Origin of the sequence: Vallitalea pronyensis (genome assembly GCF_018141445.1) — a bacterium.
GTDB classification, from domain to species: domain Bacteria; phylum Bacillota; class Clostridia; order Lachnospirales; family Vallitaleaceae; genus Vallitalea; species Vallitalea pronyensis.
Genome location: NZ_CP058649.1, coordinates 3299296 through 3315658 on the forward strand (window position 1 = coordinate 3299296; position 16363 = coordinate 3315658).

Annotated in this window: 15 protein-coding genes and 1 pseudogene; 14 read left to right on the forward strand and 2 right to left on the reverse strand. The window is 35.5% G+C overall.

What is annotated here, in order from left to right; translation table 11 throughout:
• Nucleotides 1–24 precede the first annotated feature (24 nt).
• From hisB to hisIE, 5 genes and pseudogenes are all read left to right on the forward strand, one after another.
• Entirely contained in the window at nucleotides 25–612 is a 588-nt protein-coding gene (hisB, locus tag HZI73_RS13865; RefSeq protein WP_212693983.1) for an imidazoleglycerol-phosphate dehydratase HisB, read from the forward strand.
• A gap of 35 nt (nucleotides 613–647) precedes the next feature.
• A complete protein-coding gene (gene hisH, locus HZI73_RS13870) occupies nucleotides 648–1244 on the forward strand; it encodes an imidazole glycerol phosphate synthase subunit HisH (protein ID WP_212693984.1) in 597 nt (198 codons plus the stop codon).
• A 75-nt stretch (nucleotides 1245–1319) separates the two neighbouring features.
• On the forward strand, nucleotides 1320–2039 hold the full coding sequence (hisA, locus tag HZI73_RS13875; protein ID WP_212693985.1) for a 1-(5-phosphoribosyl)-5-[(5-phosphoribosylamino)methylideneamino]imidazole-4-carboxamide isomerase: 720 nt from the start codon (nucleotides 1320–1322) through the stop codon (nucleotides 2037–2039).
• Nucleotides 2040–2063: 24 nt separating this feature from the next.
• A pseudogene (hisF, locus tag HZI73_RS13880) lies at nucleotides 2064–2823 on the forward strand (imidazole glycerol phosphate synthase subunit HisF).
• A gap of 18 nt (nucleotides 2824–2841) precedes the next feature.
• Nucleotides 2842–3492, forward strand: coding sequence for a bifunctional phosphoribosyl-AMP cyclohydrolase/phosphoribosyl-ATP diphosphatase HisIE (gene hisIE / locus HZI73_RS13885; protein ID WP_212693986.1), 651 nt, complete (start codon nucleotides 2842–2844; stop codon nucleotides 3490–3492).
• Nucleotides 3493–3559: 67 nt separating this feature from the next.
• On the opposite strand, the gene HZI73_RS13890 is transcribed toward hisIE, so the two are convergent.
• Complete coding sequence (locus tag HZI73_RS13890) at nucleotides 3560–4402, reverse strand: helix-turn-helix domain-containing protein (RefSeq protein ID WP_212693987.1); 843 nt, start codon at nucleotides 4400–4402, stop codon at nucleotides 3560–3562.
• A 180-nt stretch (nucleotides 4403–4582) separates the two neighbouring features.
• On the opposite strand from HZI73_RS13890, the gene HZI73_RS13895 reads away from it, so the two are divergent.
• A complete protein-coding gene (locus HZI73_RS13895; RefSeq protein ID WP_212693988.1) occupies nucleotides 4583–5599 on the forward strand; it encodes a uroporphyrinogen decarboxylase family protein in 1017 nt (338 codons plus the stop codon).
• Nucleotides 5600–5767: 168 nt separating this feature from the next.
• Here HZI73_RS13895 and HZI73_RS13900 read toward each other — a convergent pair whose 3' ends face one another.
• Entirely contained in the window at nucleotides 5768–6688 is a 921-nt protein-coding gene (locus tag HZI73_RS13900; RefSeq protein WP_212693989.1) for an alpha/beta hydrolase family protein, read from the reverse strand.
• Nucleotides 6689–7127: 439 nt separating this feature from the next.
• On the opposite strand from HZI73_RS13900, the gene HZI73_RS13905 reads away from it, so the two are divergent.
• From HZI73_RS13905 to HZI73_RS13940, 8 genes are all read left to right on the forward strand, one after another.
• Nucleotides 7128–8771, forward strand: coding sequence for a pyridoxal phosphate-dependent decarboxylase family protein (locus HZI73_RS13905; RefSeq protein WP_212693990.1), 1644 nt, complete (start codon nucleotides 7128–7130; stop codon nucleotides 8769–8771).
• An 86-nt stretch (nucleotides 8772–8857) separates the two neighbouring features.
• Nucleotides 8858–10255 carry an aspartate ammonia-lyase gene (locus HZI73_RS13910; RefSeq protein WP_212693991.1) on the forward strand — a complete coding sequence of 466 codons (1398 nt, stop codon included), beginning with the start codon at nucleotides 8858–8860 and terminating at the stop codon, nucleotides 10253–10255.
• 116 nt (nucleotides 10256–10371) lie between these two features.
• Nucleotides 10372–11493 carry a GerAB/ArcD/ProY family transporter gene (locus tag HZI73_RS13915; protein ID WP_212693992.1) on the forward strand — a complete coding sequence of 374 codons (1122 nt, stop codon included), beginning with the start codon at nucleotides 10372–10374 and terminating at the stop codon, nucleotides 11491–11493.
• 180 nt (nucleotides 11494–11673) lie between these two features.
• On the forward strand, nucleotides 11674–12906 hold the full coding sequence (hydF, locus tag HZI73_RS13920) for a [FeFe] hydrogenase H-cluster maturation GTPase HydF (RefSeq protein ID WP_212693993.1): 1233 nt from the start codon (nucleotides 11674–11676) through the stop codon (nucleotides 12904–12906).
• Between the two features lie 63 nt (nucleotides 12907–12969).
• Nucleotides 12970–13665 carry a response regulator transcription factor gene (locus HZI73_RS13925; RefSeq protein WP_212693994.1) on the forward strand — a complete coding sequence of 232 codons (696 nt, stop codon included), beginning with the start codon at nucleotides 12970–12972 and terminating at the stop codon, nucleotides 13663–13665.
• Between the two features lies 1 nt (nucleotide 13666).
• On the forward strand, nucleotides 13667–14599 hold the full coding sequence (locus HZI73_RS13930; protein WP_212693995.1) for a sensor histidine kinase: 933 nt from the start codon (nucleotides 13667–13669) through the stop codon (nucleotides 14597–14599).
• Between the two features lie 128 nt (nucleotides 14600–14727).
• Complete coding sequence (locus tag HZI73_RS13935) at nucleotides 14728–15651, forward strand: ABC transporter ATP-binding protein (protein WP_212693996.1); 924 nt, start codon at nucleotides 14728–14730, stop codon at nucleotides 15649–15651.
• Nucleotides 15644–16339, forward strand: a complete 696-nt coding sequence (locus HZI73_RS13940) for an ABC transporter permease (RefSeq protein ID WP_212693997.1) — start codon at nucleotides 15644–15646, stop codon at nucleotides 16337–16339. Before HZI73_RS13935 ends, HZI73_RS13940 begins: the two co-directional genes overlap by 8 nt.
• The last annotated feature ends 24 nt before the right edge of the window (nucleotides 16340–16363 follow it).

Sequence of the window (16363 nt, forward strand, 5' to 3'; positions counted from 1 at the left end):
GTAGAATGAGAAGGGAGACGTATCATGAGTCGTGAGAGTAAGATTAGGCGAAAAACCAATGAAACAGATATTACTTTTGGATTAAACATAGATGGCTGTGGGACATATGTTGTGGATACAGGCATTGGCTTTTTTGATCACATGATGACCCATATTGCTAAACATGGGTTATTCAATCTAGATATCACATGTACAGGCGATCTTCAAGTAGATTGTCATCATACCATTGAAGACATTGGTATTGTCTTTGGACAATGTATTAAAGAAGCTGTAGGTGATAAGCATGGTATCAAGCGCTATGGTTCTGCCATCATCCCTATGGATGAAACCTTGGTATTATGTGCACTTGATTTATCAGGGCGCCCTTATCTGAATTATGATGTCACACTAACAACGCCCCGATTAGGTGAAATGGACACGGAAATGGTTGAAGAATTCTTTCGGGCAGTGGCGATGCACGCTGAGATGAACTTACATGTTAAGTTACTGGATGGTAAGAATAACCATCATATTGTTGAAGGGATCTTCAAAGCTTTTGGCAATGCATTAGATCAAGCAACCATGGTCGATGAAAGGATTAAAGGTGCTTTATCGACAAAAGGTATGCTCTAAATAGTAAACGAAGATGATTGAAAGGATGAACCACGATGATTGGTATAATAGATTATGGTATGGGTAATTTGGGTAGTATCTCCAATGCTCTGGATTATATGCATGAAAAATGGGTGATATCATCTGAAACAGCAGTTCTTGATAAGGCGGATAAACTTATTTTACCAGGCTTAGGTGCTTTTGGAGATGCGATTCAGTTATTAAAAGAGAAAGGCTTAGATGATTTTATTCGTACAGCTGTTTCACAAGGAAAACCCCTATTAGGTATCTGTCTTGGTATGCAGCTATTATTTGATACATCAACAGAACATGGTCAATACGAAGGGCTTGGTATCTTAGAAGGAGATATTATTAAACTGGATGTACCTCTAAAAATACCCCATATGGGATGGAACAAACTGGCTATTAAGAAAAGAGAACCTCTATTTAGAGGCTTACCAGATAATAGTGATGTTTATTTTGTACATTCTTATCATCTGGATACAGAAGCCGATATCGTTAGCGCCACAACTACTTATGGAAAAGAGATTCAAATAGCTGCACAAAAAGACCATGTATATGCCTTACAATTTCATCCAGAAAAAAGTGGTGAAATTGGTTTACAGATAATGAAAAATTTTATTGACTTGTAAACCAAACATATTAAAATAACATAGAGTAAGTTGATAAATGAATAAGAATGATTACAGGTAAGCGGAGGTAAACAAATGCGATTATACCCAGCAATTGATATAAAAAGTGGTAAATGTGTACGCTTGAAACAAGGAAAATTTAATGAACAAACCATTTATGCAAATAACCCCTATGACATAGCTGAAAAATGGGCTGATAAGGGAGCATCTTATATTCATGTTGTGGATTTGGATGGTGCATTAGATGGCGTATGGACCAATAAAGATGCCATTGAGAAGATTGTAAAAGCTGTTAATATTCCTGTTCAAACAGGTGGTGGTATTCGTACCATAAGGGATATTGAAGAACGACTTAGCATAGGTATTGATCGCGTTATTATTGGTACCTTGGCAGTTAAGAATCCAAGTTTTGTGAAAGACGCCATCGAAAAATTTGGTAGTGACAAAATTGTCGTTGGCATCGATGCAAAAGACGGCATGGTAGCCATTAACGGATGGGAAGAAGTCAGTCTTATGTCAGCATTAGACTTATGTCAAAAAATGAAAGGATATGGCGTGAAAACCATTGTCTATACGGATATTTCCAAAGACGGTATGTTAATCGGTCCTAACGTGGCATATACGAAGTATCTCATTGAAGAAACGAACCTAGATATTATAGCTTCTGGAGGTGTTTCGTCCATTGATGACTTAAAAGATGTGGAAAAAATCAATGCAGAAGGGGCCATTATAGGAAAAGCCTTGTATACAGGGGCTATTGACTTAGAAGAAGCTGTATCATTATTTGAAAAATAGATAAGTCCTAGAAAGGGTGATAAGATGTTATCAAAACGAATTATACCTTGCTTAGACGTGGATAGAGGTCGCGTAGTAAAAGGTGTAAAGTTCTTAGACTTGGTAGATGCAGGTGATCCCGTAGAAGTAGCAAAAGCATATAATAAAAGTTTGGCAGATGAAATTGTCTTCCTTGATATTACAGCTACCCACGAAGGCCGAGACCATTGTGCAAGTGGTTAGGGATACGGCTAAGCAGATATTCATTCCTCTGACAGTTGGTGGTGGCATTAAGACGGTTGATGATTTCAAAACCATATTGCGAGCAGGAGCAGATAAAGTAGCTGTTAACTCCGCAGCCATTAGGCGTCCAGAACTTATTAATGAAGCCGCAAAACGATTTGGCAGCCAGTGTGTTGTGGTAGCCATGGATGCCAAATATAATGATGGAAGACATAGTTGGGATATCTATATAAATGGTGGTCGTATTAACACCCATATGGATGCTATTGAGTGGGCAATAGAAGTCTGTGAACGTGGTGCAGGTGAAATTCTTTTAACCAGCATGGATAAGGATGGTACCAAATCAGGATATGATATAGCCTTAACGAAGCGCATTAGTGAAAAGGTTCATATTCCAGTTATTGCATCAGGTGGTGCTGGTCATATGGAGGACTTTAAAGAGGTTTTAACCGATGGAAAAGCAGATGCAGCCCTTGCAGCTTCTTTATTCCATTTTAAAGAGCTTGATATGAAAGAGCTGAAAGAATATTTAAAAGAAAATAATATACCTGTAAGGTTATAGAGAGAAAGGAAGTTTGTCATGGATTTTAACAACCTGAAATTGAACAAAAACGGGCTCATACCTGTGGTTACTCAGGATATAGATAGCAATGAAGTGCTGATGGTAGCCTATATGAATAAAGAAGCTTTTGATAAGACTTTAGAAACGAAGAAAGTACACTACTACAGTCGAAGCCGTCAATGTTTGTGGCTAAAAGGTGAGACCTCAGGCCATTATCAGACATTAAAGCATATGGCATTAGATTGTGATGAAGATACACTCCTTGTGAAAGTTCAGCAAGAAGGTGTAGCTTGTCATACAGGCGCTTATTCTTGCTTCTATAAAGAAATTGATTTAGAAACAAAGAATATGGTAGAAATGGGAGACAGAACTAAACCCAAGTCTGAAAGTGTATTATCCATATTTGAAGAAGTCTACAACATTATCTTAGATAGGAAAAAAAATCCCAAAGAAGGCTCTTATACCAACTATCTTTTTGATAAAGGGATTGATAAAATATTGAAAAAGGTTGGCGAAGAAACAGCTGAAGTAATCATTGGTTCTAAGAATGAAGGTAATGAAGAGGTAATCTATGAAGTATCAGACCTTATCTATCACTTATCGGTATTAATGGTCGAAAAAGATGTCACATGGGATGATATCTGTAATGAACTGGGTAAAAGACGCTAATAATGAAGCAGGTTGTATAAGTAATATAAGCTTATATAACCTGCTTCATTCATGATGTGAAGACGCGTTAACAAAAATGTACGGGTGTTTTGGCATAGTCCCTAGGGGTTATACCTTTGATTTTTTTAAAGACTTTACTAAAATAAAAGGGGTCGTTGAAGCCCACTAATTGAGAGGTTTCTGTAATGTTATAACCAATACCTAGGTATTCTTCTGCTTTTTCTATTCTGACTTTATTTACATATTCAATGGGGGTATAGCCCGTATGCTTTTTAAAGAAACTTCCAAAGTATTTTGGATTAAAATCCATTAAGGATGCCAGATGGTTAAGTGTCAACGAGGTATTGTAGTTTTTTCGTATATGGATTAGTACATCTTCAATCTTTCTAATATTTTCTTTATCTTTGCCTTTTTCTTGTATGAGTAGCTGGTTATGTAATTCGTATAAAATGTTAAGGAAAATACTTTTACATTTAAGAATATAATGGTTTTTACCTTCTTCCCATACTGTTGTAAGGTCTTTAAAATACTTCCGTAGGATGCCTGAATGGGATAGGTGTGATATGTTGTTAAAAGGCAGTCGATGGATGTTTTTAGTCACCCATGTGGCATCAGAAAATGTAGTTTGTGCAATTTGGAAGTTAACACCAAAGCAGTGCATCAAATTTGATTGGCTTGTTGTATAACCATATGTTTCACCAGGAGCATGGTAGATAAGCATACCAGGCAAGAGTTTAATGGTTTGATGATTTGACCATGCAATACCTTCTCCAGAGATAATTAATAAAAAATTATGGAAATCCCGAGCCACATTTTGAACATACCAATTGTGATCACAGTACCTATCGGCTACATGTAGGAAGTGAGGTACCAAATGGTTGATGTCATGAAATTCATGGTTATAATACATATGTCATGTCTACCTCCTATATGGATATTATACATATATTATAAGTTAAAATCGTTTATTATTCAAATATCTTATAATCGATTTATGGATATAATACAGTTTTTGTGGTAATAATACATGGACGTTTTCCATAGGTTAAGCTACCATAGAACTACATCCTATACGAAATGAGGTTATATCATGACGAGTAAACAGATTATTAAAGATGTCATAGCATTTAATTCCCCAGCACGCATTGGTTTGGACTTTAATGAACCTCACCAAGATGATATCGCGTGGATATTGGGGGCTAAACTAAAACATCCTCAATATGAGCATCTAAAAGAGTGGGGACACTATGAAAATGAATTGAAAGAAGTGCCTGATTTTAAAGGTGAAGTAAGGCGAGATTCCTATGGCAATATTTATGGTCGATTAGAGGAAAAAACAAAGGGTGAATGTATTAAAGGAGCCTTACAGGAAGGTTGGCATCTTCTAGAGACATATAGCTTTCCAGAATATGATGAAAGCTACGAAAGTGAAGTAAAAGACATACTAGAAGAAAATAAAGACAAATATTGTTTAGGTGCACTGTCCGTGGCTGTGTTTTCAACCATTAGAGATCTAAGAAGGATTGATAATGTGCTCATGGACGTAATTCTGGAAAAAAATCATGTCATAAAACTGTTGAGTGAGTTAGAAAAATTGGCCATAAAACTGGTGAGGAAATCCGCTCAATTAGGGTTTGACGGGGTTATTGTATATGATGATTGGGGAACACAAAATGCGTTGTTAATGAGTCCTGAATTATGGCGAGAGATTTTTAAACCTATTTATGCCCATATTGCAAAAGAAGCACATAATCAAGGACTTGATTTTTTTGTTCATTCATGTGGTTATGTGTATGATATTATTGAAGATTTTATTGAAATAGGTGTAGATGTATTGCAATTTGATCAACCTGAATTGCTAGGTACCAAAAACTTAGCCCATGATTTTGGGGGAAGAGTGACCTTTTGGTGTCCAGTAGACATTCAGAAGGTAATGGCTACTGGAGAGAAGAGCTACATAGAAAATTGTGCAAAAGATATGTTTACCCATTTTGGGCGATTTGGCGGGGGCTTCATCGCAAAAGATTACCCTACTTGGGAAGATATTAATATAAAAGATGAATGGGCACAGTGGGCAAGAGACATATTTATTAGAGAAGGTAATTAAAAGCTTATACAGCAATAGATATTTTGTTGGGTCAAACTAAGCAATTCCTACAAAAAGACGTTAGGTAACCTTTGTGTATTCACTTAAATGGGGTAGTATCAGCGAAGCTTCGCTGGTACTACCCCTATAAATATTTCTTTAGTTCGCTTTATCTTAATTATGGGTGGCTTAATGGCTATCTTCTTTAATGAATTTTACTAAATCATTCAAATACACTTGACTCACTTTGTCTGTTTTAACATCACGAATGGCATGACCACCTTGAGGATAAGTTTTGATTTTAAAATCAGTGAGATTATTTTCTTTTAAGAGGTCAATACATGCTTCAACTGGAACATTTTTATCATTGCCTCCAAATGCAAAAAATACAGGAATATCAACTTGTTTCCAGTATGGGATGGGATCAAATCCTGCAATTGAATTAAAATAATCCCCTTTCTTAATGTTTTGCGTCGTAATTGGAGCAATTAATTTTGCAACAAACGTATACGTATAGGATGCAATGTTATGAATCTCTTCATGTAATAATTGTTCATCGGTAGTAACAGTTGACCCAGACATGGATACAATAAAGGAGATATCGTTTGTATTAGCCGAAGCTACGGGAGCAATCCAACCACCTTGACTCATTCCGATAATGCCAATGGTTGAATAACTAAAATCTTTTTGACTTTTAACATACTCTATTGCACTAGTGGTATCGGTTGCTAGTTCTTCAAAATTTGCTCCTACCCAGTCGCCTTCTGATTTTTCACTTCCTCTCTTATCTGGAAGTATGACTGCAATCCCATTATCCTGTAAATGTTTTGCAACGGATAAGTACCATACACTATTTCTTTCGCTTGGACCAGAACCATGTATAATAACAGCCGTTGGAAATGGTCCTTCACCTTCTGGCAACATTAACATCCCTGCAAGTTTCAAATTTTCGCTATCGTTATCAAAATATATTTCGGTATATTCTAATTCAGATAAGTCGGGTCCATTTAGGCCTTTGTAACTCCTATCCGTAAAAATAAATGGAAGTAATAGCAATGCAATTATAATGATTGGAATAATCAATAATAATTTTTTTCTCAGCTTAACCAACTCCTATAATATAATATTTTATACTTTAACAGTATATATGCATTATATAATTGTGAAATTAGATACAGCTTAGTAAAGGATTAAAATAAGATAAAATAACCGTTACTATTGATTCTGTGAGAATATTTGTGAAGGTGCCACGCCAGTTAGTAAAAGTCAATAATTCTTAGTGTGATTTTAAATCTTTGTTTATTTGAAGTATTAAAGTGCACATAGATATGATAGGTCATGGGTGGGGCTGTGATTCTTTCTGACTAGTATAAAATAGGCAAAACAGACTATAAAAGTATAAAATATACCTTATTTATTACAATTAAGTAATTGATTAAGTATAATATGACAATCATATTGTCTGTTTAGATAACTAAAATATCTAATAATGTTGAAAGATTACACAAAATAGTATAAAATAGTATATATTCTTAACAGGGGGGATAGCATGAATATTTATGAATTAAGAAATAAATTTCCTAGTCAAGACGGTAATGTCACTCAACAAGATAATATTTTACATCATATTCATAAATTAATCACAGGAATTGACGAGAAAAAGAATAAAAATAAACCAATACTTGGTGAATTGAAAAGAAAAAACAACGACCTCTATGATCAATTTATCCATTCATCCCATTTGCCCTTAAAAGGGTGTGATAATGACCAGATTATCCACCAACTTTTAGCATTGTCAGAAGGACATCCTTTTGTGAATCAATTTAACCTGAATAATGTGAGTAGCTTAGCTAGTATCCCGTCTTTTTTAGGTAATATAGCCGCTATCTTATTAGATGGTAATAATGTATGGGATGTGGTGGGTCCTGCGTGTGCCGAAGCAGAAGTTCGTATTATTGCCATGTTATCCGAGTTAATTGGCTATTCCAAAACAAAAACTTGGGGATATACCACTTGGGGTGGACAGGGTGCAGTCTTTAGTAGTTTGCGATTAGCAATCAGCAAATATGATAGTAAGGCAACTCAGTATGGCGTGCCTAAGAATCTCTACTGTTTTGCTTCAGAGAATTGTCACTATAGTTTATTAAAATCAATGGAAGCCACAGGGATAGGTAGTGACCATCTTATCTTAGTAAAATCAAATGAGGACCTGTCCATGGACTTGGATGACCTTGAATTTCACATCCGTCAGGTAATTCACAAGGGAGGTATTCCACTATACATTCTTGCTACAATGGGAAGCACAGATTCCTTTTCAATCGATGATATCAAGGGTATCAAAACCATTTGTCAGCACTTTCAAGACCAGTACCTTGTCAAGCCTATACACATTCATGCTGATTCAGCAATAGGCGGTATGTTCTTAGTTTTCAATGATTATAACCTTAATGAAAATCCTTTACTTTTTTCCAAAGATGTCTTACATGAAATTGAAAAAATAAAAATAAAATTATCACCGATGCATTTAGCAGATACGGTGTGTTTTGATTTTCATAAGTTAGGCTCTACACCTTATACGTCTTCTGTTTTCATGGCAAAAAAAGGTGTGGATTTTAAACTTCTTGACTTAAGTGAGTCCGATACACCCTACGTAGGGAATCGGGGATACGGTAGTTATCATACCAGTTATACCTTAGAATGTTCTCGTATGGGTAGTTCCATTACAATCTATGCTGCATTATTAGGTATGGGAGTAGAGGGCTATCAAGTGTTATTTGGACACTACATAAAAGTGACATTAGCATTTAGACAAAAACTCATGAATAGGTTTCATAATGTAGCCATTATTAACGAGGGTGTTGTAGGTATGATCACTGCTTTTCGATTTTATGAAAACACACCATGTCTTTATGAAGAACGTCACGGTAAGCGACTTAAACGTTTGATAGATGAAACCAATACCTTTAATAAAAAACTATTTGATATATTTGGTGAAAAACGGGCAGAGGTGTTTCTAGGCGATACAACTAAGGTAACAACTGTTATATCAAGTGATGGTTATCCAGTACCTTTAGCATGTGTGAAAGTTGTCATCATGTCACCCTATACAGATGTTCAGCATATGGACAGGGTCCTTGATTTTATGGAGGAATGCATCCAACTCTACGGCGAGCGTGAAGAAAAAGCTGTGTAGATTTGAAAAAAAGACTTATAATCCTAGGTCATTCTTGATAAAATAAGGTCATGACATGAAGCTTATCAGAAGTGGAGGAATGATACATGGATTATAGATGGGAACAAGACAGTATTGGCACATTAGAAATTGATCAGAAAGCATATTATGGTATACATACCCAAAGAGCCAAGGAGAATTTTAATCTTGGAGACGCTAACGTTAATTGGCGTCTTATCGAGGCTATCATCATCATTAAAAAAGCAGCAGCCTTAACACATCAGCATCTTCAAGAAATTCCAAAAGACAAAACGGAAGCTATTGTGGCAGCTTGTGATGATCTCTTAAGGGGGCAATGGCAGGATCAGTTTGATTTGCATCCTCTACAGGGAGGAGCAGGTACGTCCACTCATATGAATGTAAACGAAGTTATCGCCAATCGAGCTATAGAGATTCTAGGTGGGCAAAAGGGAGACTACAGCATCATTCATCCTCTTAATGATGTGAACAGGTCCCAGTCAACCAATGATGTCTATCCAACAGCTTTAAGAATTGCGGCTATTTTTCGTTTAAGAAAAGTCAGTGATGCTTTTTCACAGCTGCAAGAAACCCTTCAGCAGAAAGAAAATGCATTTGCAGATATCATTAAATTAGGGCGAACCCAGCTGATGGATGCTTTACCTATAATGGTTGGACAAGAATTTGGTGCCTATGCCCAAGCTATTGCAAGAGACCGCTGGCGACTCTACAAAGTGGAAGAACGATTGCGCCAGATGAATATTGGCGGAACGGCCATTGGAACAGGTATGAATGCCTCAAAAAAATATATTTTCACCATGACAGAGATGTTGAGAGAGTTAACAGGCCTTGGTTTAGCAAGGGCTGAATTCCCCATTGATATCACTCAGAATAATGATGTATTTGTTGAAGTATCGGGCTTGCTAAAGTCCGCAGCAGTGAATGTGATGAAGATGGCTAATGATTTAAGAATGATGGCATCCGGACCACGAGGAGGATTAGGGGAAATCAAGCTTAAGCCTATGCAGGCAGGGTCATCCATCATGCCTGGTAAAGTTAATCCTGTTATACCTGAGATGGTTATACAGACAGGTATAAAAGTCATCGCTAATGACCAGGCGATTACGCTTGCAGCGTCTTATGGCAATTTTGAATTAAACGCTTTTATGCCTATTATTGCGGATTCATTATTGGATTCACTGGAAATGATGGAGAAAGCAGTTATCATTTTTAGAGAACGATGTATTGACGTTCTAGAAGTGGATACACACAAATGCCTTGAACACTTATTGAATTCTACAGCGCTGGCAACAGCATTGGTACATCATATTGGTTACGACCATGCAGCAGTAGTAGCGAAGAAAGCATTGAGTTCCAGTAAAACAATAAAAGATATCTTATTAGAAGATGACATAATGGATGAAGCACAAGCAGATCAAGTATTGAATCCATATCAAGTGACAAAGCCTGGTATCCCTGGTAAATAAGTTATCAGTATCCTATGGGTATCCCTATGAATAGTTCTGCCTTGAAAAGAAGATAATATGATTGATACATGGATATATGTGTTAATGTAAAAAATACAAGGCAGGAGTAACCAGGGATGAAATCGAATGCAAACAATACCGCAACATTAACACCTAGTGAAATGACCCATTTTATAATAGCCATGGTGATAGGGGTTGGTATTTTAGGTGGGACAGGTACCATAGAAAATGCTGGAAATGATGGGTGGATCGCTATCCTTATTGGAGGCCTTTATCCACTCTATATGATTTGGCTGGCTTTTATCATCAGCAAACGTTATCCAAAGGATACCATCATTAGCATCAATAGTAAGCTATTTGGGAAGTACTTAGGCTTTGTATGCAGCATTTTTGTATGCGGTGTTTTTATGTACATCCTCTTGGTTGTTGTATCGGCATTTGCATCCATTACACGAACATTTATTGCTCCCTTCTTACCCATATATACGATTATTGGCATATCAATGTTTCTAATCTTTTATTTTGCGTCAAAAGGCATGAAAGTCATAGCAAAAGTCAACGCTGTTATATTTTATTTAACACTTATCTTAATCCTATTACCTGGTTATGCATTTATAAAGGGGAGCTATTTTAATTTATTACCTGTTTTTAATAGCAGTTTAAGTGATATACTTACAGGCAGCTTCCAATCCATTTACAGTTATGCAGGCATAGAAGTTGTTTTTTTATTATACCCATTTGCTAGTGATCAGAAAAAACTATTCGGGTCCATGTTAAAAGGTGTTGGCATTGTGGTAGCTATTTATGTCTGGTTAACCGTCACCGTTATTTACTATCTGGGTGCTGATGTAGCCATTAAGTTTTATTGGCCCTTACTCACCATTGCTGATAGTGTTCAGGTGCCCATCATTAATCTTTTCCGGTATATTTTCATGTTATTTTGGAGTTTTATTATCTATAGAATTAGTGCAAACGCATTGTATTTTTCTGCTTTTACCTTAACAGAGTTCCTGCAAATTAAGAAGAAAGAATATCATACAATTATTTTAGGTGCAATAGCCGTGTTAGTTGGTGTAGCCATGTTGCTTATTGATAACGAATCCATTAGACGAGAAATTACAAAAAAGGAACCCTATATTGCTATTGTTTTTACAGTCTATATTACCATTCTCACACTTTTAGTTGTTCTTCTGAAAAAAAAGCCAAGTGAAAATAGTGATAAAAAGAATGGAGGCTAATATAAACCAGATACGACTGTATAAAAACAGGTGAGCCTCATGTTGAAATACTGTTCTTGTCATGAATTCATTTATTTATTCCATACTAGGATATAGATGAGAACGACTTTTATTTAGTGAATAATGATGGTATAATGGAGCATTGATAGATAACTTCATGATGGCAGAGGAGGATAAAACATGAGTTTAAATAAAACGCCAAGAGGCGATCGGGTACATATTGCTTTATTTGGGAAGAGAAATGCAGGAAAATCCAGCATTATTAATGCGATTACTAATCAGGATATTGCACTGGTATCAGCAGTTAAAGGAACCACTACTGACCCTGTCTACAAGGCTATGGAGATATTGCCCATAGGTCCTGTGGTGATTATTGATACAGCTGGTCTAGATGATGTAGGTGAGTTAGGTGAATTGCGTAAACAAAAAACCTATGAAGTACTTAATAAAACAGACCTAGCTATACTTACCATTGATGCGGAGGTTGGTGTTACGGATTTTGAGAAAAGTATTTTAGCAACGATTAAGGAGAAGAAGATACCTGTAGTAGGTGTTCTAAATAAGATTGACATAGAACAGCTCAGCGATTCATCTATTCAGCAGATGGAGAAAGCCTTAGGTATTCGGTTAATTCCCGTATCAGCCTTGAAGAAACAGGGTATTGATACGTTGAAGAATGCCATGATTAAGCTTTTGCCAGACGATGAAGATAAGTTCAAATTAGTTGGTGATATCATTCAACCTGGCGATTTTATTGTGTTAGTTGTACCCATCGATAAAGCTGCACCAAAGGGGCGTCTTATTCTTCCTCAGCAGCAAGTGATTAGAGATGTCCTAGAGAGTGATGCCATATGTATTGTAACCAAAGAGTATGAACTAAGAGAGACATTAGAGAATATTGGTAGAAAACCAAAGCTTGTTATTACAGATTCTCAGGTTTTTTCTAAGGTGTCTGCAGATACACCTCATGATATGATGTTAACATCTTTCTCGATTTTATTTGCCAGATATAAAGGCGATCTCATGGAACTGATTAAAGGTGCAAAGAAATTAGATGATTTACAAGATGGGGATAAGATTCTTATTTCGGAAGGCTGCACCCATCACCGTCAATCGGATGATATTGGAACAGTGAAGATTCCACGTTGGATACGTCAATATTCAGGCAAGAATATACAGTTTGAGTTTTCAAGTGGTATGAAGTATCCCCAGAATATGGATGATTATGCACTTGTTGTGCACTGTGGTGGATGCATGTTAAACCGTAGAGAAATGCAACACCGTATAAAATTAGCAGCAGGTAAAGCAATCCCAATTGTTAATTATGGTGTACTCATTGCCTATGTTCAAGGTATTATTAAACGAGCAGTTCAACCATTTCCATTAGCATCCATGTTACTGGAAGAAGATTAAGACTGATTAGCATTAAAATGAATAATGAATCTAGCCATGTAAATATTGAAAAGAGGTCCTGTAATGCATAATAATAGAATATTACTTGTTGAAGATGATACGTCTATCAGTGACATGGTGAGAGATTATCTTGAATTGGAAGGCTTTGTTGTGACACCTGTATTTGATGGTGAACAAGGGGTGGCTGTTTTTTCAAAAAATACCTTTGATTTGGTTATTTTAGACCTTATGCTACCCAAACTTAGTGGTATAGAAATCATGGAGATTATGCGTCATAAGAGTCTCATTCCCATCTTAATTATGTCAGCGAAAGATAGCGATGTGGATAAAGCAGTTGGTCTTGGTCTAGGAGCGGATGATTATATTTCTAAACCTTTTTCCATGATTGAATTAACGGCAAGAGTTAAAGCACTGATTCGACGCGCTGCACATTACACCAAAGCTGACGGGCAAGAGAACATCATTCACGTTCACGATTTATCAATGGATTTGAATAATTTTTGTGTATACAAGCATGGTCAAGACGTCAAGTTGACATCCAAGGAATTTGATATTATGAAGTTGTTTATAACCAATAAAAATCGCGTATTTACCAAAGCACAAATATATAATCTTATATGGGGCGATGATTACTATGGAGAAGAGAATGTTATTAATGTTCATATGAGACGACTAAGGGAAAAAATTGAAGATAATCCTTCTACGCCAATGTACATTAAAACCATATGGGGTATAGGCTATAAGTTAGGAGAATTTTAATATGATAATATGTTTAATGATTATTATTGTATTGATTATCACTAATTACTTGCAACACTGTTCATTGAAAGCTAAAAACAAGCATCTAAACTATATGCAGAAAAAAATAGAAATGATTATGTTAAATAACACAAATGAAAACTTGTTAATTTTAACCAATGACCGGCATTTAAAACCCTTACTCATAGAAATAAATAAGTTATTAGCATACAGTCAATCATCCATGGTTAATTCCGTGAAAAGTCAGCGTTCCATGAAAAAGATGCTGTCCAATATATCCCATGACATAAAAACGCCTCTAACAGTTATATTAGGGTATATGGAAATACTCACCATGAACAATGAGATAAGTCATCAGGAAAGAGAAAGGTTGTTATTAAAAGTAAAACAAAAAACAGAGGATTTAATCCAACTCATTCATACATTTTTTGATTTAGCAAAATTAGAATCTGGTGATACAAATATACAGCTTAAGCGGGTAAATGTGAATGAAATCTGTAAAAAAAATATCCTTGGGTTTTATGAGATTCTTTTAAATCAACATATTGACGTTAACATTGATATACCTGATGAGCCACTGTATATATTAGGAAACGAGGAAGCACTTAATCGTATCTTAAACAACTTAATTTCCAATGCAATCAAATATGGTTTGGATGGCAAAATCATTGGGCTTCAACTAGAAGCTGTTGATGACAATGTTTTCATTCATATATGGGATAAAGGTCGAGGTATTGGTGAAACCCATATTAATCAAGTTTTTGACAGGTTGTATACGTTGGAAGATTCTAGAAACAAACATTATCAGGGCAGTGGTCTAGGTCTAACCATTACAAAAAAGCTTGTAGAAAATATGAATGGTGATATTCTAATAGAAAGCAAGCCCTATGAAAGAACTTGTGTTACCATGACATTTAATAGAGTTGTGTACTAATAAAAGGCTCCTGTAGAAGTCTTTTTTTAGTTCCTTTAGTCTGTAAGAAATTTGTAAGATTTAATTAATTAAAAAGAAAGTTACGAAGGATATAATGATATTACACCAAGAATGAAAGGAGCATTCAAATGACGTATATATTAAAGACACAAGACTTAACAAAGGTCTTTAGTGGCAAAGAAGTCGTGTCCCATGTTAACATGTGTGTAAGAAAAGGAGAAATATATGGTTTTCTAGGACCAAATGGTGCGGGAAAGACAACCGTCATGAAGTTAATAACAAATATTCTTAAACCTTCTTTTGGTAACATTGAAGTATTTGGAAGTGAACTGACAAATCAATCTTTTGACATTTTAAAAAGAATGGGTAATATCATTGAGTATCCCATATTCTATGAAAAACTTACCGCAAGAGAAAACCTGGAGCTGCACTGCCAATATATGGGATATCATCAGCAAGATGCCATTCATGAAGCTTTATCCATGGTTCATTTAACCAATATCAACCAAAAAAGTGTAAAAAACTTCTCATTAGGTATGAAACAAAGGCTAGGTGTAGCACGTGCTATCATAACCAAACCAGAACTCTTGATCATGGATGAACCCATTAATGGACTTGATCCTGTTGGCATAAAAGAAATGAGAGAATTGTTTCGCAGGCTTTGTGATGATTATGGTATAACAATCCTTGTATCCAGTCATATTTTAAGTGAGATAGAACAGATTGCGGATACAATAGGTGTGATTAATAATGGACATTTAATCAATCAAGTTAAAATGAAGACCATAAAGGATTATAAAAAAGAATACATTGAAATTGTGTGTAGCCAATGTCATCAAGCTTCCTTTATATTAGACAACGAACTAGGTATTCATAATTTCAAAGTGATGGATGACAAGATTCTTAGGATATACGATACACATATAACACAAAGTCATATAGCCAAAACGCTTATTTTGAATGATATAACCATTGATTCTATTCGTAAAAAAGAGCGTTCTCTGGAGGAGTACTTTTTTGATATGATTAATGGAGGTGCTATCATTGATTAACTTAATGACCTTAGAACTAAAAAAATACAAAATTAGAAAAAATGTATTTATTGCATGGATATGCAATATGGTGACAATAGGATTTGTTGCTTTGGTTTATTATACAGCCAATAATCCCAAAGAACAGGCATTCGGTAGCTATGAAGAACTTATAGCCGTTGCAGGAACATTTATCAATGTCATTTTTATTGTATTTGCAGGTGTTCTCCTTTCAAAATTTATTATTGACGAGTATAGAGATAAAACAATTTATTTAATGTTTACGTATCCTGTAAATAGAAAAAAACTTATCCTATCCAAATTATTGATTATCGGTATATTTACCTTCTGCTTAACATTTTTGTCTTACTTTTTTGTGGTGTTTGCTGTTTATTTGATATTTCTACTCACCAATACAACACTAGGGGAATTCAATACGCACGTTCTTTATGTATTAGCTACACAAGCATTTATTGGAGGTATTGTCAATACTATGGTTGGTCTAATACCTTTATACATAGCCATGAAGAAAAAGTCCGTAACCATGACCATCATATGTTCTGTACTAATTGGTGGCATTTTGAATTCTAATTCAGGAGGGTTTACACTTTATTCCATCATTATCATACCAATGTGTCTTTCTTTAGTAGGTGCATTGGTCATCTATTATGCAATTAAGGATATTGATATGAAAGACTTGAATGTCTAATATTGTCATGGTTTTACCAGTATT